This window comes from Novosphingobium album (ex Hu et al. 2023) (assembly GCF_022832385.1).
Classification (GTDB): domain Bacteria; phylum Pseudomonadota; class Alphaproteobacteria; order Sphingomonadales; family Sphingomonadaceae; genus Novosphingobium; species Novosphingobium album.
In genome coordinates, this window is record NZ_JALHLE010000032.1 from 23426 (window position 1) to 42168 (window position 18743).

General features: G+C 63.2%; 17 protein-coding genes. 11 read left to right on the forward strand and 6 right to left on the reverse strand.

Annotation, left to right across the window (positions count from 1 at the left end):
* The first annotated feature begins 35 nt into the window (after positions 1 to 35).
* From MTR64_RS17440 to MTR64_RS17480, 9 genes are all read left to right on the forward strand, one after another.
* On the forward strand, positions 36 to 683 hold the full coding sequence (locus MTR64_RS17440; RefSeq protein ID WP_243995785.1) for an adenylate kinase: 648 nt from the start codon (positions 36 to 38) through the stop codon (positions 681 to 683).
* 112 nt (positions 684 to 795) lie between these two features.
* Positions 796 to 1443, forward strand: a complete 648-nt coding sequence (locus MTR64_RS17445) for an SRPBCC family protein (protein WP_243995786.1) — start codon at positions 796 to 798, stop codon at positions 1441 to 1443.
* A 291-nt stretch (positions 1444 to 1734) separates the two neighbouring features.
* Positions 1735 to 2103: a 30S ribosomal protein S13 gene (rpsM, locus tag MTR64_RS17450; RefSeq protein ID WP_067738597.1), complete on the forward strand. Its 369-nt coding sequence runs from the start codon at positions 1735 to 1737 to the stop codon at positions 2101 to 2103.
* Positions 2104 to 2157: 54 nt separating this feature from the next.
* Complete coding sequence (rpsK, locus tag MTR64_RS17455; RefSeq protein ID WP_007011846.1) at positions 2158 to 2547, forward strand: 30S ribosomal protein S11; 390 nt, start codon at positions 2158 to 2160, stop codon at positions 2545 to 2547.
* Positions 2548 to 2658: 111 nt separating this feature from the next.
* Complete coding sequence (locus tag MTR64_RS17460; protein WP_243995787.1) at positions 2659 to 3726, forward strand: DNA-directed RNA polymerase subunit alpha; 1068 nt, start codon at positions 2659 to 2661, stop codon at positions 3724 to 3726.
* Between the two features lie 122 nt (positions 3727 to 3848).
* On the forward strand, positions 3849 to 4271 hold the full coding sequence (rplQ, locus tag MTR64_RS17465) for a 50S ribosomal protein L17 (protein WP_067738591.1): 423 nt from the start codon (positions 3849 to 3851) through the stop codon (positions 4269 to 4271).
* A gap of 147 nt (positions 4272 to 4418) precedes the next feature.
* Entirely contained in the window at positions 4419 to 6518 is a 2100-nt protein-coding gene (locus MTR64_RS17470) for a prolyl oligopeptidase family serine peptidase (RefSeq protein WP_243995788.1), read from the forward strand.
* A gap of 113 nt (positions 6519 to 6631) precedes the next feature.
* Entirely contained in the window at positions 6632 to 7042 is a 411-nt protein-coding gene (locus MTR64_RS17475; protein ID WP_243995789.1) for a hypothetical protein, read from the forward strand.
* A gap of 108 nt (positions 7043 to 7150) precedes the next feature.
* A complete protein-coding gene (locus MTR64_RS17480; protein ID WP_243995790.1) occupies positions 7151 to 7684 on the forward strand; it encodes a hypothetical protein in 534 nt (177 codons plus the stop codon).
* Between the two features lie 3 nt (positions 7685 to 7687).
* Here the strand turns inward: MTR64_RS17480 and MTR64_RS17485 are convergent, their stop codons facing one another.
* Positions 7688 to 8308 (reverse strand): trimeric intracellular cation channel family protein, encoded by a 621-nt coding sequence (locus tag MTR64_RS17485; RefSeq protein ID WP_243995791.1) that lies wholly within the window; start codon positions 8306 to 8308, stop codon positions 7688 to 7690.
* A gap of 89 nt (positions 8309 to 8397) precedes the next feature.
* Between MTR64_RS17485 and MTR64_RS17490 the strand changes: the two genes are divergently transcribed.
* Positions 8398 to 9699 carry a cytochrome P450 gene (locus MTR64_RS17490; RefSeq protein ID WP_243995792.1) on the forward strand — a complete coding sequence of 434 codons (1302 nt, stop codon included), beginning with the start codon at positions 8398 to 8400 and terminating at the stop codon, positions 9697 to 9699.
* A 77-nt stretch (positions 9700 to 9776) separates the two neighbouring features.
* Complete coding sequence (locus MTR64_RS17495; RefSeq protein ID WP_243995793.1) at positions 9777 to 11453, forward strand: dipeptidyl-peptidase 3 family protein; 1677 nt, start codon at positions 9777 to 9779, stop codon at positions 11451 to 11453.
* A gap of 19 nt (positions 11454 to 11472) precedes the next feature.
* Here MTR64_RS17495 and MTR64_RS17500 read toward each other — a convergent pair whose 3' ends face one another.
* The 5 genes from MTR64_RS17500 to MTR64_RS17520 all read right to left on the reverse strand — a co-directional run bounded on the left by MTR64_RS17500 (position 11473) and on the right by MTR64_RS17520 (position 18518).
* Complete coding sequence (locus tag MTR64_RS17500) at positions 11473 to 12960, reverse strand: SulP family inorganic anion transporter (RefSeq protein ID WP_243995794.1); 1488 nt, start codon at positions 12958 to 12960, stop codon at positions 11473 to 11475.
* Between the two features lie 149 nt (positions 12961 to 13109).
* Positions 13110 to 14930 carry an ABCB family ABC transporter ATP-binding protein/permease gene (locus MTR64_RS17505; RefSeq protein ID WP_243995795.1) on the reverse strand — a complete coding sequence of 607 codons (1821 nt, stop codon included), beginning with the start codon at positions 14928 to 14930 and terminating at the stop codon, positions 13110 to 13112.
* Positions 14931 to 14976: 46 nt separating this feature from the next.
* Entirely contained in the window at positions 14977 to 15867 is an 891-nt protein-coding gene (locus MTR64_RS17510) for an aspartyl protease family protein (protein WP_243995796.1), read from the reverse strand.
* A gap of 81 nt (positions 15868 to 15948) precedes the next feature.
* Positions 15949 to 17484, reverse strand: coding sequence for an oligosaccharide flippase family protein (locus tag MTR64_RS17515; protein WP_243995797.1), 1536 nt, complete (start codon positions 17482 to 17484; stop codon positions 15949 to 15951).
* Positions 17481 to 18518: a glycosyltransferase gene (locus tag MTR64_RS17520; protein ID WP_327194288.1), complete on the reverse strand. Its 1038-nt coding sequence runs from the start codon at positions 18516 to 18518 to the stop codon at positions 17481 to 17483. The genes MTR64_RS17515 and MTR64_RS17520 overlap by 4 nt, the downstream gene beginning before the upstream one ends.
* Positions 18519 to 18743: the final 225 nt, after the last annotated feature.

Consider the following 18743-nt stretch of genomic DNA (forward strand, 5'->3'; position numbering starts at 1 on the left):
GCGGGAGATGATAAGGCATTTTTGAGGGGTAAGGCGTGAACATAATTTTGCTGGGGCCGCCGGGAGCGGGCAAGGGGACCCAGGCACAGCGTCTCGTCGAGAAGCATGGCATGCGCCAGCTCTCCACCGGCGACATGCTGCGGGCAGCGGTCAAGGCGGCAACGCCAACCGGGCTCGAGGCCAAGGCCGTCATGGAACGTGGCGAGCTGGTGTCCGACGCCATCGTGTCGGCCCTGATCGGCGACGAACTGGACGCCATGGGGCCCGATGCGGGCGCCATCTTCGACGGCTATCCGCGCACGGCTGCGCAGGCTGAGTCGCTGGACGAGATTCTCGCAGCGCGTGGACGTACGCTGGCGCACGTGATCGAGCTCGGTGTGGACGAGGAAGCGCTGGTCGAGCGCATCACCGGCCGCTTTACCTGCGCGACCTGCGGCAAGGGCTATCACGACAAGTTCGAGCAGCCCAGGGTTCCCGGCACTTGCGACAAGTGTGGCGGCACCGAGTTTAAGCGCCGTCCGGATGACAATGCCGAAACCGTGCGCACGCGTCTGGCGGAATACCGTGCCAAGACTGCGCCGATCCTGCCGATCTACGAGGCTCGTGGGATTGTGAGCAAGGTCGATGGCATGGCTGACATGGATGACGTGACTGCCGCGATCGAGGCAATTCTCGCGTCCTGAATGTCCGGCGCCGGTTAGGCAGGGTGCAGAGATGAGGCTGTAGCAGGAGCCGCCGATGAAACCGTTCGCCCAAGCGCTAATCTCCTTGCTGGGGTTTGTAATGGTCGCAGGCTTGAGTGCATCTGCGGAAGCAAAGGTAGCGACCGTTTCCAGCAATGGCTTCGTTGTCCGGCATCTGGTGGAAGTGCCTGCTGCGGTCGAGGAGACCTGGACCCTGTTGCTCAAGCCGGCCGAGTGGTGGGACGCCGATCATACATGGTCGGGCGACGCTGCGAATCTGTCGATTGATGGGCGTGCTGGCGGCTGTTTTTGCGAAATCCTGCCAAACACCGCCTCGCCCAAGGCGGCAGCCCGCGGCAGCGTGGAGCACATGCGGGTCATCTACATTGAGCGGCCGCGCGCTCTGCGGATGAGCGGGGCGTTGGGGCCGCTGCAGGCCGATGCCGTGAACGGCACCCTCACAATCCAGCTCAATCCCGTGAATGACGGCAAGAGCACACAGGTCCTGCTCGAATATGTCGTCGGCGGCTATGCCCGCACGCCATACGAGAAGCTTGCCCCGGCCGTGGACGGCGTTCTCGGGGAGCAACTTCAGCATCTTGCAGCAAAGCTGGGTGGAGCCTTCGCTGCGGCATTTCCGATGCCTGCCAGCTCCGGTGACGCGGAGACCAGGCCTGAAACCAAGGTGCCTGATGCGGATATCCTTCCGCTCCCGGAAAACCCTCCTGAGGGCGGCAAGAGCGAGATCATAGGACGCTGACGACGCGTATTTTTGACTGCAAGGCTATCTTAGGTTAAGTGACAGTGACAGCGATGCACCGTCCGCTGCTGATGGCAGGGGGCGGCGCCGCGTTTCCTGTGCGAGGGGCGTTGACACCCCTCGCGAATCATTCTAAGCGCCCCCTTCACTCGTCAGCTTCGGCAAACCGGATGGCCCAGGACAGTGTGCAGTAGCCACTTCCTGGAATGCCAGCCGGGCTCTTGCCGTTTCGGGTGTTGAGCGTTGAGATGGGGGCCGGTATTGCGGCTCCTGTGGAGCATGGAGATTTAAGTGGCTCGTATTGCCGGGGTAAACATCCCCACCAACAAGCGCGTTATCATCGCGCTCACCTATATCCACGGTATCGGCCGTACCAAGGCCCTCGAGATCGCCGACAAGCTCGGTATCGATCACACCCGCCGTGTGCAGGATTTGTCGGACGCCGAAGTACTGCAGATCCGTGAAACCATCGACGCCGACCACACGGTCGAAGGTGACCTTCGTCGCGAAACCGCGATGAACATCAAGCGTCTGATGGACCTCGCCTGCTACCGCGGTCTGCGTCATCGCAAGGGTCTTCCGGTTCGTGGCCAGCGTACGCACACCAATGCGCGCACCCGCAAGGGCAAGGCCAAGCCGATCGCCGGCAAGAAGAAGTAAGCAGCAGGGCCGATCTACGGTTTCTGTAGCGACTAATCGACAGGATATACGGACATGGCACGCGAACCTCAGCGCATTAAGCGCCGCGAACGCAAGAACATCACGAGCGGCATTGCTCACGTCAACGCCAGCTTCAACAACACGATGGTGACCATCACCGACGCCCAGGGTAACGCGATCTCGTGGTCCTCGGCCGGCATGATGGGCTTCAAGGGTAGCCGCAAGTCGACTCCCTACGCCGCGCAGGTCGCCGCTGACGACGCCGGCAAGAAGGCCGCCGAACATGGCGTCCGCACCCTCGAAGTCGAGGTGAAGGGTCCCGGTTCGGGCCGTGAGAGCGCGCTGCGCGCCCTCCAGGCCGTGGGCTTCACGATTACCTCGATCCGCGACGTGACTCCGATCCCGCACAACGGTGTCCGTCCCTCGAAGCGCCGTCGCGTCTGATCGAGCCTTTCCCGGGCAGCGAACCGGTCGCTGCTCGGTTACCTCGGAACGTCCCGGGCCTTTCCACCAGGCTTTGGGACGTAACCGCCATCGAAATCCCAGGGGAAGTCCATGACTGTCAACATCAAGAACTGGCAGGAACTCAAGAAGCCGAACAGCCTTGAGATCAAGCCGGGACCCGACCCCAAGCTGAAGGCGACGTTCGTTGCCGAACCTCTCGAGCGCGGTTTCGGCCTGACGCTCGGTAACGCGCTGCGTCGCGTGCTGCTCTCCTCGCTGCAGGGTGCGGCGATTACCTCGATCAAGATCGAGAACGTGCTCCACGAATTCTCGTCGCTTGCCGGCGTGCGTGAAGACGTGACCGACATCGTCCTGAACGTGAAGCAGATCGCGCTCAAGATGCAGGGCGAGGGTCCGAAGCGTCTTCAGCTCTCCGCGACCGGCCCGGCCGAAGTCAAGGCGGGCGACATCGCCGTCACTGGCGACATCGAGGTCATGAACAAGGATCTCGTGATCTGCCACCTCGACGAAGGTGCGACGCTGAACATGGAACTGACCGCCGATTCCGGCAAGGGCTATGTCCCCGCTGTCGGCAACCGTCCCGTCGATGCGCCGATCGGCCTCATTCCAGTCGATTCGCTGTACTCGCCGGTACGTCAGGTCAGCTACAAGGTTGAAAACGCCCGCATCGGCCAGGAACTCGACTTCGACAAGCTGAGCCTCACGGTCGAGACCGACGGCACCGTCGCGCCGGAAGACGCGGTGGCTTATGCCGGCCGCATCCTTCAGGACCAGCTGGCGCTGTTCGTCCACTTCGAGGACATCGCTCCGGTTGGCGCCTCGCCGATGATCGGCATGGCCTCGGCCGGTGGCGCAGCTCCCGAAGAGAGCGACGCCAACCAGCTCAACCGCTACCTCCTCAAGAAGGTGGACGAGCTGGAACTGTCGGTCCGTTCGGCGAACTGCCTCAAGAACGACAACATCATCTACATCGGCGACCTGGTCCAGAAGACCGAGGCCGAGATGCTCCGCACGCCGAATTTCGGCCGCAAGTCGCTCAACGAGATCAAGGAAGTCCTTTCCTCGATGGGCCTGCGCCTCGGCATGGATATCCCGGGCTGGCCGCCCGAGAACATCGAAGAGATGGCCAAGAAGCTCGAACAGGAGCTGCTGGGCTAAACCAGACAAGCATGATCCCGGCCACGGCCGGGATCATCGTTTTCAGGGCAAGGCGGTCCCCCTCAAGCGACTGCCAGGACCGGGCTACCTGACACGGGCCCCTTACGAACGGAGATAGTACAATGCGTCACAAGTATGGTCAGCGCAAGCTGCAGCGCACATCGGGTCACCGCGCCGCCCTCATGCGCAACATGGCTGCTGCGCTCATCAAGCACGAGCAGATCCAGACCACCACGCCGAAGGCGAAGGAACTGCGTCCCTACCTCGAAAAGCTGATCACGCTCGCCAAGCGTGGCGGCCTGTCGAATCGCCGTCTGGCCCATGCGCGCCTGATGGACGAGACGCAGGAAAAGAAGCTCTTCGAAGTTCTTGCCGAGCGTTATGCCGGCCGCAACGGTGGCTACACTCGCATCATCAAGGCCGGCATCCGTGCGTCGGACGCCGCCCCGATCGCGATCATCGAACTGGTGGACCGTGATACCGATGCCAAGGGTCAGGATTCGGGTCCGGTGAACGCCGAGGCCGAGGAAATGGCCGAGGCCTGAGCCTCTCATCTGCATAGATGACGAAAAGCGGTCGCGAGTGCTAGGCTCGCGGCCGCTTTTGCGTTTTGGGAGAAGGATATGCATCGCCTGAAGGCGTGGGTAGGGGGCTTGTTGCTGGCGGTCGCCGCCCCCATTTCGGCAGAACCCATGCCTGACATCACTTATCCCGAGACTCGCCGCGATCCGATCGTTGAAGACCATTTCGGAGAGCAGATCGCCGATCCCTACCGCTGGCTTGAAGCCGATGTGCGCACCGCGCCCGAAGTGGCCGACTGGGTTGCGCGCGAAAATGCCGTGACTGAAGACTATCTGGCAGGCCTCCCGCAACGCGCGCACTTTGCCGGGCGCGTGCGCGCCTTCATGGAATACGAGCGTTTCGGTCTGCCGGTGAAGGCGGGGCCAAACTATTTCTACACGCGCAACAGTGGGCTGCAGAACCAGTCGCAGCTGTTCGTACGCAAGGGATTGTCGGGCGAGCCGAGGCTTCTGATCGATCCCAATGGGTGGGCCTTGGACGGGGCGACGGCGCTGGATGCGTGGGAGCCATCAGAAAAAGGACGTCATCTTCTCTACAGCGTGCAGGACGGGGGGAGCGACTGGCGTATCCTGCGCGTGCTCGACGTGAAGACGGGTGTGCCTATGGCCGACGAGATCCGCTGGGCCAAGTTTACGCGTCTTGCATGGGTGGGAGAGGAGGGCTTCCTCTATTCGCGCTTTCCCGCGCCCGACCAAGGTGCAGCGTTCCAGTCCCTCAACTACAATCAGGCGGTCTATTTCCACCGTCTCGGCACGCCGCAGGATCAGGACGAACTGGTCTATGCGACTCCCGATCATCCGGATTACGGGCACGCTGCGGAAGTGACGCAGGATGGACGGCTTGCCATAATCACCAGCCATGTCGGGACCGATGCGCGGTACGAAGTGCACGTAGTTGACCTAGCGAAGCGCAAGCGCGACGGGTGGAAGGCCTGGCCATTGGTCACCGGCTTCGCGGACGACTGGAAGCTCGTCGAAGGGGCGGGGCGGCGCTTATGGTTCGTCACCAATAAGGACGCGCCGCGCTACCGGCTCGTTTCGATCGATCTCGATGCCGCGGTGCCTGAATGGAACGAGGTCGTTGCCCAGCGCGAGGACATCCTCGAGCGCGCGGGCATCGTCGGTGATCAGCTGGTACTCAATTACATGCGGGATGCCGCGAGCCATGCGGAGATCATTGGTCTGGATGGTTCGCCCGGACGCACACTCACCCTCAGCGGGATCGGCACCGCCTCGGGCTTTCGGGGCAGGCCCGGAGACCCGGAAACGTTCTACGCCTTCACCAGCTTCAATTGCCCCTCCGCGATCTACCGGATGAATATAGCGACCGGTGCGAGCGAGCCCTTTGCCCAGCCCAGCCTGTGTTACGATCCGGAAGCCTATCTGGTCGAACAGCGGTTCTACACGTCGAAAGACGGTACCCGCGTGCCGATGTTCATCGTGCGAAGCAGGGCCGTTGCCAAGGCGGGCAAGCCGGTGCCGACGCTGCTCTACGGCTACGGCGGCTTCGATGTCGCTCTGACGCCTGGTTTTTCAGCGACGCGCATGGCGTGGCTTGAGGCGGGGGGGGCTTTTGCCCTCGCAAACCTTCGCGGCGGCGGCGAGTATGGGCGGGAATGGCACGATGCCGGGCGCCGTGCGAACAAGCAGAACGTGTTCGACGATTTCATCGCAGCGGGCGAATTCCTGATCGGGCAGGGCATCGCGAAGAAGGACGGCCTCGCGATTCAGGGCGGGTCCAATGGTGGCCTTCTGGTGGGCGCCGTCGTCAACCAGCGGCCCGATCTCTTCGCCGCGGCGGTAGCGCAAGTCGGGGTGATGGACATGCTGCGCTTTGACCGTTTCACGGCAGGGCGCTATTGGGTCGATGACTACGGCTATCCGGACCGTGAGGCGGACTTCAGGGTGCTACGGGCCTATTCGCCCTATCACAACATCCGCGATGGCGTGGCCTATCCGGCAATCCTCGTCACCACTGCGGATACCGACGATCGTGTGGTGCCCGGCCACTCGTTCAAGTACGCGGCAGCGCTGCAGGCGGCTGATCTAGGCGGCAAACCGCACATCATCCGAATCGAGACGCGCGCGGGCCACGGCTCGGGCAAGCCGACGGACAAGGTGATTGAGGAAGGCGCCGATATCCTCAGTTTCATTGCACAGTGGACGGCTTTGACGGTGCCAAAGGATGAAAATGGTCGTTCAGAAAAATAGATTTTAATCTGAACGCCGTCTGCATGGCCGGTTCAGCGCCACCTCACGGCGCGGTCTCTAGATTTTCCTCATGGCCGGACAATGGGTCCGGAGGCACACGAGGACGACAAGCCATGCTGACTTTTACCAAGACTCTGATCGGGACCATCTCCGCCGGTGTCATGGCGGCTACGGCAGCCACTCCGGCGCTTGCCCGCGACTATGATCGTGGCCACCATCGCGGAATGAATGCCGATCGCGCGGTTCAGCGGTGCGCGGCTGCTGCGACGCGCACGGCCAGTCGGTACAGCTACGGCAGCCGAGCCCGGGTCACCGATATCCGCGACGTCGATCGCAAGCGCTACGGCTACAAGGTCGAAGGGCGTATTGCCGTGAACACCATGCACCGTGGCTGGCGCGAGGCGCGACACTCTTATGGCTGGAACCGGGGCGTGCGCGGCTATGACTCGGGCCGGTTCGTCTGCAAGGTCGACTACCGCGGCCGGATCGCCGATCTCGATTTCTCCGGCATCCGCGGTCTGTGACTTGTAGACACCTGCCATGGCGGTTCATGGTCACGAAAGCATGAGCCGCCTACCTTTCGAAAGCTGGGCCGGAATGCAGTGTGCAGGCCGGGTGTGGGATAGACACCAATGACTATTTTGCGTTCACGTACCGCTGCTTCGCTTGCCGCGCTCGCGGCTCTGGCCATGACGGCCAGCCCGGCCTTTGCGCGCGGTTATGGTGGCTGGCATCATCGCCATCATCATGACGGGATCGACGGTGGCGATTTGCTTGCCGGTCTGCTCATTGGCGGCGCGGTCGTTGCGATCGCGAGTGCGGCCAGCAAATCGAGCAAGGACGCCGTGCGCGAAGAGCCTGCCCGCTACCCCTACGATCCCGCTGATGAACAGGGCTATACCGAAGTCCCGCCCATGTCTGGTTACAATGATCAGGACTATGCGGCTACTCCCCGTATCGGCTCCAGTTTCGACAGCGCCGTCGATGCATGCTCAAGCGAAATCGAACGCGGTGACCGCCGCATCGGATCGGTCGACAACGTGCGCCGGATGGGTGAGCGCTTCAGTGTCGAAGGCCATCTGGAAGACGGGCGCGGCTACGCCTGCAGTGTTGACGACAATGGACAGATACGTTCGGTCGCCCTCGATGGTCGCGCTATGATCTAGGGGCTAGTTGCCGCCCCGATGGGTGGGCAGGCCGAGCGACCAGTGGATTGCCGCGCCGCGCAAGGCAAAGCCTGCCGCCACAGCCAATGTCCATGTCAGTCCCGGTGTCAGGCCGATGGCCATGCCTGCAGCGGCCACCCCTGCTGCCAGCGCTGCAGCTGTGACGTAGAGTTCGGGACGCATCAGGATTGAGGGCAAACCCGCCAGCACGTCGCGGATGATGCCGCCCACGCACCCCGTCACCACCCCCATTAGTATGGCCGGGACCGGCGGCACGCCCCACGCAAGCGCCTTGATCGTGCCGAGAACCGAATAGACCGCCAGGCCGAGGGCGTCGGCCCAGTCCAGCGCGCGGCCTTCCCACCAATGCACAGGCGTGAACCACGCCACCAGCGCAACGGCCAGGCATACTGGCGCCACGGTGGCGTCATGTACCCAGAATACTGGCGCTCCGATCAGCAGGTCGCGTACCGAGCCGCCTCCGACGCCGGTCACCAGCGCGAAGAAGGCGACGGTTACGAACGTTTGCTTGAGCCGGGCCGCCGCCAGGGCGCCCGTCAGGGCAAAAACGGCGATCCCGATGAGGTCTAGGGCAGCGGGCAAGACGGGTTCGACTAGGGGCATGCCGGGGCCTTTAACATGCAAAGCGATTCTTTACTGTCATTGAAATATGATACACTAAGGATCATAAAGACTTTCGGGAGAAGAACTGCGTGTCTTACGAAAATGCGGACTGGTATTCCGACGTTTCGCTGGTCGATGATCCGCACGCCTATTTTGACTATCTGCGCGCGCAGGGGCCGGTGGTACGCCTTCCGTATCGGGGGGCTGTGGCGGTGGTCGGCTATGACGAGACTGTCCAGCTTATGCTGGACACCGAGCACTTCTCCGAAATTAATGCGGTGACCGGCGGGCTCGTCGAACTGCCATTCGCGCCGGAGGGTGACGATATCGCAGACGCATTGGAGGCAGCACGGGGCAAGATCGACTTTGCCGATCAGATCGTCGCTGAGAGGGGGCACCGGCATGCGGACTTGCGCTCCGTGCTCTCGCGGCTGTTCACGCCAAGCCGTTTGAAACAGCTTCAATCGCAGCTTCTGGCGACGGCGGAAGGCCTCATCGACGAGTTCCACGCGGACGGTAAAGTCGATATCGTGCGCCAGTACGGCGGCCCCTACGGTGCGCTCGTCATCTCGGACCTGCTGGGTCTTTCGGACAAGATGCGGGACAAGTGCCGCCGTCTCCTTGAGGGCACGCTGCCGGTGCCGATGGACGCCACCAAGGAAGACATGATGAAAAATCCGCTGGTTCCGGTGGGCAAAGACCTGTTCGGCCTGATTGCGAAGCGGCGTCTGGCGAATAATCCCCTACTGAGACCGCTGCAAGGTCTGCTGGCGCACGAGGACATTCTGAACGAGCTGGCGCAGGCGACATTTCCCGACGGCTCGAAGCCGTCACTCGTGGACGTGACCGGGCTGGCCGCGTTCCTGTTCGGGGCGGGGCAGGACACGACGAACCGTCTGCTGGCCAATGGCTTCAAGGTCATCGCCACGCGGCCCGACATCCAGGCGGAACTGCGCGCCAATTCGAAGCGCATCGAGGACTTCATCGAAGAACTGCTGCGCTACGACGGTTCGGTGAAGAGCGGTGGCCGGATCTGCCAGAAGAGCACCACCCTGGGCGGCGTGGAGATCAAGGCCGGAACGCCGGTCCTGATGAGCCACATGGCCGCCAACCGCGATCCGCGCCGTTTCCCCGATCCGCACGTATTCGACATGGACCGGCCGAAGCTGAAGGAACACCTGGCATTTGGGCGCGGGGCGCATACGTGCATCGGCGCGCCGCTTGCCCGGCGCGAGGTGGCGACCAGTATCGAACGGCTGCTGGCGCGAATGGGCAACATCCGCCTGTCCGAAGCGCATCATGGCCCCGAAGGCGCGCGCCGTTTCGAATATGAGCCGACCTACGTGCTGCGGGCGCTCAAGAGCCTGCATCTGGAGTTCGATCCGCTCTGAGGGCAGGGTTGCGCCCATGCGCAAGAGGGGTAGGGTGCCGTCATCTCTGAATTGACGGAAATCCCCCCATGAAATCCATGAAGCTTCTTTCTCCCGCAGCCCTGCTGCTGGCGAGCGCGGCCTGTGCGCAGGCGCCCGCTAACGTGGCGTCCGCGCCGGTCCCGGCGCCTGCCGAACCGGCATACAGTCTTGCCGCGCAGAAGGCGAAGCTGGCGACGATCCCGATGGATGTCGACACCGCCTTTCTCAACCCGGAGCAGCGCGATGTCGTGAACCTGCTGATCAAGGCGTCGGACCTGCTGAGCGAGGTCTATCTGCGCCAGCGCTATGCCGAAAACCCGCAGGTGCGCCGCGCGATTTCGATGAACCGCCGCGCCGACCGCGACCTGTTGGTCGAGATGTTCGACCGGAATTTCGGGCCGTGGGACGAACTGGCCGAGCTGCATCCGTTCTGGGGCACGACGCCGATGCCCGAAGGCGCGGGCTTCTATCCGGAGGACCTCACGCGCAGCGAGCTGGAAGCGTACATTGCCGCGCATCCCGATCAGAAGGAGGCGCTGCTCAGCCCCTATACCGTGGTGAAGCGGCAGGGGGACAGGCTGGGCGCGGTGCCTTATTCGGTAGAGTACAAGCAGTGGCTGGAACCGGCGGCAGCGCTGCTCGAACAGGCGGCGGCAAAGACCAGCAATCCCAGCCTGAAGAAGTTCCTCACGCTGCGCGCGCAAGCCTTTCGCACCGATGACTACTTCGAGAGCGAACTGGCGTGGATGAACCTCAAGGACACGCCCATCGAAGTCGCGATCGGGCCTTACGAGGTCTATACCGACCGCCTGATGGGGGCGAAAACCGCGTTCGAGAGCTTCGTGACGCTCAAGGACCCGGCGGAATCGGCGGCGCTTGCCAAGTACAAGAACTACCTAAAGGACATGGAAGCCAACCTGCCGATCGAGGACAAGTACAAGAACTTCCAGCGCGGCTTTGCCAGCCCGATCGCCGTGGCCGAGCAGGTCCACGGCGGTGGCGACAATGTCCCCGGGCCGCAGACGGTGGCTTTCAACCTGCCCAATGACGAGCGCGTGCGCGAGGCCAAGGGGGCCAAGAAGGTGATCCTCTCGAACGTGCTGGGCGCGAAGTTCGAGCGCATCCTGAAGCCGATGGGAGCGCTGGTGCTTGAACCGGCGCAGGCCGGGCTCGTGGCCAAGAAGTACATGCAGTACGAAACGCTGTTCCACGAACTGTCGCACAGCCTCGGGCCGGGCACGATCGTGGTCAACGGCGAGAAGACCACCGTCGACAAGGCGTTGAAGGAACAGAACTCCGCACTCGAGGAGGCCAAGGCCGATGTCGCGGGTGTGTGGAACATCCTGCTGATGATGCAGAAGGGCGAGATTCCGGCGGCCGAGAAGCCACGGCTTTTCGCCACCTACTTCACCGGCATCTTCCGCGCGGTCCGCTTCGGTGCGGTCGAGGCACATGGCAAGGGCGCGGCGCTGCAATACGCTTACCTGCGTTCGCATGGAGCCTTCACCTACGATCCTGCTACGAAACGCTACGCCGTCGATGATGCGAAGATGCAGGAGGGCGTGCGCGATCTGCTGCACGACATCCTGATGCTGCAGGCGCTCGGCGACTATGACGGCACCAAGGCCTTCATGGCGAAATGGGCGAAGCTCGATCCGGAGGCCGAAGCGGCGATCGCGTCGATGGATGCGATCCCGGTCGACATCAAGCCGGTCTATCCGGACGCGATCTGACGTTCGCGAACGGTGCCGCTCAGTGCGGCACCGTTCCGAGTTCGAAGCCGGTCTTGTCGTGCAGGGCGAACTTGTCGACGATGTCGGCGCTTGCTTCGTTGTAGCCGATGACCTTCACGTCGGCGCCGCCCTTGGCGAGCTTGCCCACGATCTTGTCGAGCGCATCGACCGAGGAGATATCCCACAGGTGCGCGTGGGTCATGTCGATCATGACCTTGGGGGCGGTTTCCTTCTCGGTCTCCATCTGCTCGATGAAGCGGTGGACCGAGGCGAAGAAGATTTCGCCCGAGACGCGGTAGGTCGCGGTCTGGCCGTCGGCGCTCACTTCGCGGGCGACGCGGAACAGGCGCTGCACCTTCTGCGCGAAGAAGATGCCCGAGAGCAGCACGCCCGCGCCGACCCCCATGGAGAGGTCATGCGTCGCGACGACGACGACCACGGTGGTGATCATCACCACCGAGCTCTGCCAGGGATGGCGGCGCAGGTTGGGGATCGAGTTCCACGAGAAAGTGCCGATCGACACCATGATCATCACCGCGACCAGCGAGGGCATCGGCACCTGTCCGACCCAGGGGCCGAGAATGGCGAGCAGGATGAACAGGAAGAAGCCCGCGATGAAGGTCGAGAGGCGTCCGCGCCCTCCCGAAGTAACGTTGATCACCGACTGGCCGATCATCGCACAGCCGCCCATGCCGCCGAACAGGGCGGCGACGATATTGGCGATACCCTGACCCCGGCACTCGTAGCGCTTGTAGGAATCGGTCTCGGTCATGTCGTCGACGATCTGCGCGGTCAGCAGCGATTCGAGCAGGCCGACGGCGGCCATGGCCCCGGCGGTGGGCGCGATGATGCGCAGCGTTTCAAAGGTCAGGGGCACATGTGGCAACCCGAAGGTGGGCAGGCCGGAGGGCAGCTCCCCCATATCGGCCACGGTGTGAACCGGCAGGCCCATCCCGATCGAGAGAACCGACAGAACGAGGATCGAGACCAGCGGGGAGGGCACCGCTGTCGTTACGCGCGGGAACAGGTAGATAATCGCGAGGCCGCCCAAAACCATGGCATAGGTGTGCCAGGTTACGTCCATCAGCTGCGGCAACTGCGCCATGAAGATCAGGATCGCCAGCGCGTTGACGAAGCCGGTGATGACCGAGCGCGAAACGAACTGCATCAGCAGGTTGAGGCGCAGCAGTCCGGCGACGATCTGGATCACACCCATCAGGATGGTCGCTGCGAAGAGGTATTCGACGCCGTGGTCACGCACCAGCGGACCGACGAGAACCGCGACCGAGGCGGTAGCCGCCGAGACCATGCCCGGCCGTCCGCCGGTGAACGAAATGACGATGGCGATGGCGACAGAGGCCCACAGGCCGACCGCCGGATCGACGCCCGCGATGATGGAGAAGCCGATGGCCTCGGGGATCAGCGCTAGCGCCACGACGATCCCCGCAAGAACGTCGGCGCGTATGTTGCCAAGCCAGTCCTGACGGAAATTGGAGATGAAAGGCATAGGTTCGTCCAGCCGCAAGGGGCCGTGCCACTCGTTGATGCAGGCTCGGCCGATTTCGGGAAGGCGAGCGCCTTCGCACCCGCAGCAATTCGTGCGCGCGGCCATGCCTTATCGGGGCGGATCGTGCAACCCGCAGGCTGAAACGGCGGTTACTCCGCCGCCTCGCGCATCGCTTCGGCTTCAGCCGCCTGCCGAGTCCACATTTCGGCATAGAGGCCACCGAAGCGCAGCAGTTCCGCGTGGCTGCCGCTTTCGGCCAGACGCCCTTCGTTGAGCACGAGGATCTTGTCCGCATCGGCGATGGTCGAAAGCCGGTGGGCAATCGAGATCGAGGTGCGGTGCTCGGCCACGCGGTGCAGAGTGGCGAGAATGTCCTGCTCGGTGCGGGTGTCGAGTGCGCTGGTCGCTTCGTCGAGCAGCAGGATCGGCGGGTTCTTAACCAGCGTGCGGGCAATCGCTACGCGCTGCTTCTCGCCCCCGGAAAGCTTGAGGCCGCGCTCGCCTACTTCGGTTTCGAAGCCCTTGGGCAGGCGGCCGATCAGGCCCATAAGTGCGGCACCCTGCGCGGCGGCCTCGATGTCGGGCTGCGTCGCATCGTCGCGGCCGTAGCCGATGTTGTAGCCGATGGTGTCGTTGAACAGCACCGAATCCTGCGGGACGACGCCGATCGCCGCACGCAAGGACGCCTGCGTGACATTGCGGATATCCTGCCCGTCGATCAGGATGCGCCCTTCTTGCGGATCGTAGAAGCGGAACAGCAGCCGTGCGAGAGTGGACTTGCCCGCACCCGAAGGGCCGACGACGGCGTGGGCCTTGCCCGCGGGCACCTCGAACGAGAGGCCGTGCAGGATCGTGCGGTCCTTCTCGTATCCGAACACGACGTTGTCGAAGATCACCGACGGCTTGCGGATGATGAGGGCAGGGGCGTTCGGCCGGTCAGAAACTTCGACATCTGTATCGAGCAGGCGGAACATCTCGGCCATGTCGATCAGGCCCTGCCGGATCGTACGATAGACCATGCCGAGCATGTCGAGCGGACGGAACAGCTGGGTCAGATAAGTCTGCACGAAGACGAGCTGGCCCGCCGTGTATTTGCCCTGATACCAACCCCATACGGTCCACGCGAGCGCGGCCGCCATCAGCAGGTTTACCACCACGGCCTGCGCGATGTTGAGCATGCCGAGCGAGTTCTCGCTCTTCACGGCTGCCTTGGCATAGGCGCGCGTGGCCTGCGCGTAGCGTTCTTCCTCGCGGTGCTCGGCGGAGAAGTACTTCACCGTCTCGTAGTTGAGTAGCGAATCGACGGCGCGGGCCAGCGCCTGCCCGTCGAGCCGGTTCATCTGCTCGCGCAGCTTTGTGCGCCACTCGGTGATCGTGCGCGTCACCCAGATGTAGGCAGCAATGGCCACGGCGGTCGCCGCGACGAGACCGATGCCGAAGTTGAGATAGAAGATGACCGCCACGATTGCGAGCTGCAGCACGGTCGGCGCGATGTTGAACAGCATGAAGTAGAGCATCGTGTCGATGCTCTTGGTTCCGCGCTCGATTGTCTTGGTCACCTCGCCGGTGCGCCGTGCCAGATGGAAGCGCAGCGAAAGGCGGTGCAGCTGGCCGAAGACGTTCTCCGCCAGCGCACGCGTGGCATCCTGCCCGACGCGTTCGAAAACGATATTGCGCATGTTGTCGAACGTGGTCTGGGCAAGCCGACCGGCGGCGTAGCCCAGCACCGTCCACATCGCGAGCTGCACCAGTTTGGGGCCGGTCGCTCCCATCGCATCGACAGCCCACTTGAGCAGATAGGGCAGGGTCAGCTGCGTTCCGGTCGATGCCAGGATGAACAGGCAGGCAATCACGATCCGCCAGCGCAGTGCCTTGTTATCTGCAGGCCAGAGGTAGGGCAGAAAGCGCAGCAGGGTGCGCCAGCCATCGTGGCGGGCGTTTGGATCGTTGACGGTAGTATCGGGTGGCATCGGCGTTATTTAGGGTTCCCGCCGCCCGACGCAATCGCCTCTCGTATTATCCCGGCAGATCGAACAGGATCTTGCGCGAGGTGAAATCGATGGCGACGCGCTTGAACGCGCGCAATTCACGCATGCCCAGAAAGATGGCGGGACGCGAGCGCAGGCCAAGTTCGCGAAAGGCCGGGGCATCGGCATAGGCGATGGCCACGTTGCTGATCCTCAGGTTGTTGACCTTGAGCTCTCGCGCCGTTCCTACGTCGGCGGTGATTTCATGGCCGGTCGCGCTCATGAGCGTGGCAACGTTCATGGTATTCCTGCGCATCGCCTGTTGCAGGGCAAGGTTACCGACCGTCGTGCTGGAGCCGGTGTCGATGACGACATCGACCCGTACACCTTCGATTGTGGCGTTGGTCATGATGAGGCGGCCGGAACGCTTGCGGGCGCGCACGACGATTTCATAACCGCTGCTGCCCCCCAACTCGTGGGCTCCGCCAATCGCGATCGTGTTGTTGGTGAAGTCAAGCAACACGCGCTGGTCCTGCAGGCTGTCGGTGCCGAGGATGCCGTCCGCGCCGATATGCTGGTTGTCCAGCAGCGGCACGACCAGCCCATAGAGTTCCTGTCGTCCGAAGCCGAGCGTCTCGACGCGGGCAGTGCCGACCCGGTCTTCTCCGGCCATGCTGACGATGCGAACCTGCGGTCCCGGCATCAGACCGAGGCTATCTGCGACTCTGGTCGAAACCACGGTCCGCTGGGATCCGGTATCGATCAGGAAACGGTATGGTCCACTGCCTTCTACCGCGACATTCACGGTCATGCGTTCATAGAGATCCGCGTCGCCCTGCAGCGTTTCGGCATCTTCGGGCGCGGTCGGGCGCACTGGCGTCGTGCCCAGAATCACCGGATCGGCGATCAGCAACGCCAGCGCAAGCGCTGTTCCAGACATATCCTGCTCCACTGGGCGTGTTGTCCGCCCCATGTTTTTCCGGCTGGAACAGTATCACGAGTGGGGCTGAAGCGCCACGATTCAGACAAAATGGAGCTTGAGACGTTCCCGGACCGGGCGAAGCACGTGCAGAGCCATGCCCGTCAGATCCTCGCGTGCCGGGTGACGCAGCAGAAAGACGGCGCACAGCCAGGCCATGCCGGAGACAGCGGCAGTCACCACGAAGTTGATGAAGCCCAGTGTAGAGGGGCTGCGCCACACTGTCACCGCGAAGAGCGCCGGCAGAATCGTGATGAGGGCCACGCCAAGGCTTGCCGAGTATATGCGTAGCATCGCGCGCCAACGGAAACCGACCAGATCACGCATCCAGAAGGCGTAGAGGCAGTACCACCCCAAGCCGTAGACGAACCTGGAGGCGGCCGCGGCCTCGATGCTGATCGCTGCGCCCGCGACAAGGGTCGCCACCGAAAGCGCGGTATCGACAAGGTTGATGTGAAGGAGCTTCTTCAAATTCCCCAGCAGGATCGGCAAGTCCATGTGGAGCGGCAGGGCCACGAAGCAGCATTCCGCCAGGGCGACGAAGGAGAGCAGCGGCGCAGCCTGGGCCCACCCCGGCCCATAGAGCAGCAGGATCACCGGCTCGGACAGCACTGCCAGCAGCGCCATGGCCGGCCAGACGATCACGCCATGGGCGGCAACAACGCGCTCGTAATAGGGGCCGAGGTCCTTGTGCTCGTCGCGCAGGCGGGCGAACGTGGGATAATAGATCGCGCCCACCGCGCCGGCGACGAGGTAGTGCAACTGCGCTGCCAGCGCCACGCCGCGGCTGTAGAGGCCCGCCGCGTTCATGCCTTGCAGGCGCCCGACGATGAGGTCGGGCGTGCGCATGCCGATGCCGCCGGAAAGGTAGAGCAGGGCGCTGCTGGATCCGAAGCCGACAATTTCCCGGGTGCGTGCGAGTCGGATTTTCCGGCTCAGCGGTGTCGGCCGAAGCAATTGCGCCAGCGTGGCGCGCGTGACGGCCTGCGCGATCATTGCCCAGGCCAGCGATTCGGCGGAAAAGCCTAGGGCGGCGAGCGTCAGCGCGCAGGCACTGTTGGCGATCGCGCCTGAGGAATTGACCAGAAAGGTCCCGCGAAAGTCGAGGCGCCGCGACAGCAGAGCGACCGGAACGATGCTCCAGGGATTGATCAGGTAGGACGCCGCGATCAGTCCCAGAATGCCGAACAGGCGAGGTTCGCTGTAGAACAGCGCAACCGGCCATGCGACCGCCATGATCAGTGCGGCAAGAATGAAGGAAAAGGACACCGCGATCACGGTGCAATGCCGCACGGTGTCCTCATCTGCGGTCGGATGGCGGCCGAGGTAACGGGTGAGGCCGAAATCCTGAATGATCGAAAGGATCATCGCTGCCGCCAGCGCGACCGAGAATAGGCCGATCTCTTCCGGTTTCAGGAAGAAGCGGGAGATGATGACCGAGGTGACGAATTGCAGGACGAACTGGGAATACTGGCTGCCGGCCGCCCACAGTGCCGCCGATTTCACGCTGGCTTGGCCGCGTCCACTGTCCGGTGCGGACGGGGGAGGGGGGGCATCGTCGACCACGGGTGTCGTCACGCCGCGTGCGAGGTGGCGAGAGTGGAGGCCAGGCGCAAGGCGCGTACTGGTTCACCGAATCGCAGCAACCGCAGGACCGTGCGCCACATGCCGTCACGGCGGCCGCCGTCGCGCAGGTGGCTGACAAGCAGATCGAATCCATTGCCTCGCATGGCGCTTGCCGAATAGCGCACCCCGAGCGCAACCTGTTCGCGGACCCTGCGGGACACGCCGGGCCGTCCGAACAATGCATCGAGGTCAGCGATCGGCGGCAGGCGATCAAGTGTTGCTGTGGGATCTGGGCGGCCAGCCTGCCTTTCTTCCCAGGCAATCCGCGCGACCACACTGCCGATTTGTTGTTCGGTTGCATGGCGGGAGGATACCTGTGCCGGATAGCGTCGGTACCGCAGCAGCCGTTCGGGGATGTTCCCCAGCTTGGTTACCCCTGCCAGCCGCAACCACAGGTCGAGATCCTCGCAATGCCGGAAAGCGGCATGGTAGCCACCGACGGAAAGGATGATGTCGCGCCGGAACACTGCCGCTGGATGGCAAATCAGCTGCCCGCCTATCTCTATGGCCCTGAGAAGTTCCTCGTGCGTAAGCGGGTGGTCGTCCATGCCATGGCAGATCAGGGGCTCCCCTTCCTCGCCGATGTCCTCGCTCCAGCATCCCACCACTCCGTAGTCTGGATGCTGTTCGAGAAAAGCGATCTGCCTCGAGAAACGGTTGGGTCTGCAGATGTCGTCCGCGTCCATGCGCGCGATGACCGGCGCCTTCGCGATTTTGACCATCTCGTTGAGACTGGCGATCAGACCGCGATTCTCCCGCAGGATCGGCCGGACGCGCGAATCCATTTCCGCGTAGTGCTGCACAATCCGTGGCGATGCGTCGGTGGACCCGTCGTCGACGATGAGAAACTCGAAATCCGTAAAGTCCTGGGCGAGCACGCTCTCGATGGCGGACGCGAGATAGCGTTCGCCGTTGTAGACGCTCATTGCCACACTGATCGCCGGAGTCGGCATTGCTTGGAAATTCCCGGTTTCTGACGGCCTCATTGCGGCCCAGCGTGCACCCGCTTCTGGTTAGCCGCTGCGTGGTAAACAAACCGTAAGATCATCAAGCCGGAGAGGAGGCGGTAGCGCTATGCGGACGGCGGCGGTTGAAACGGGAGGGATTCGTCCCATATCGTCAGGGCAAGACGAGGTTCTCCTTGGCCTTCCCTGCGGTTCAAACGTTCGATGAACTTTTTTTGAAGAAAGTGTTTGACCGAATCGGGGGTG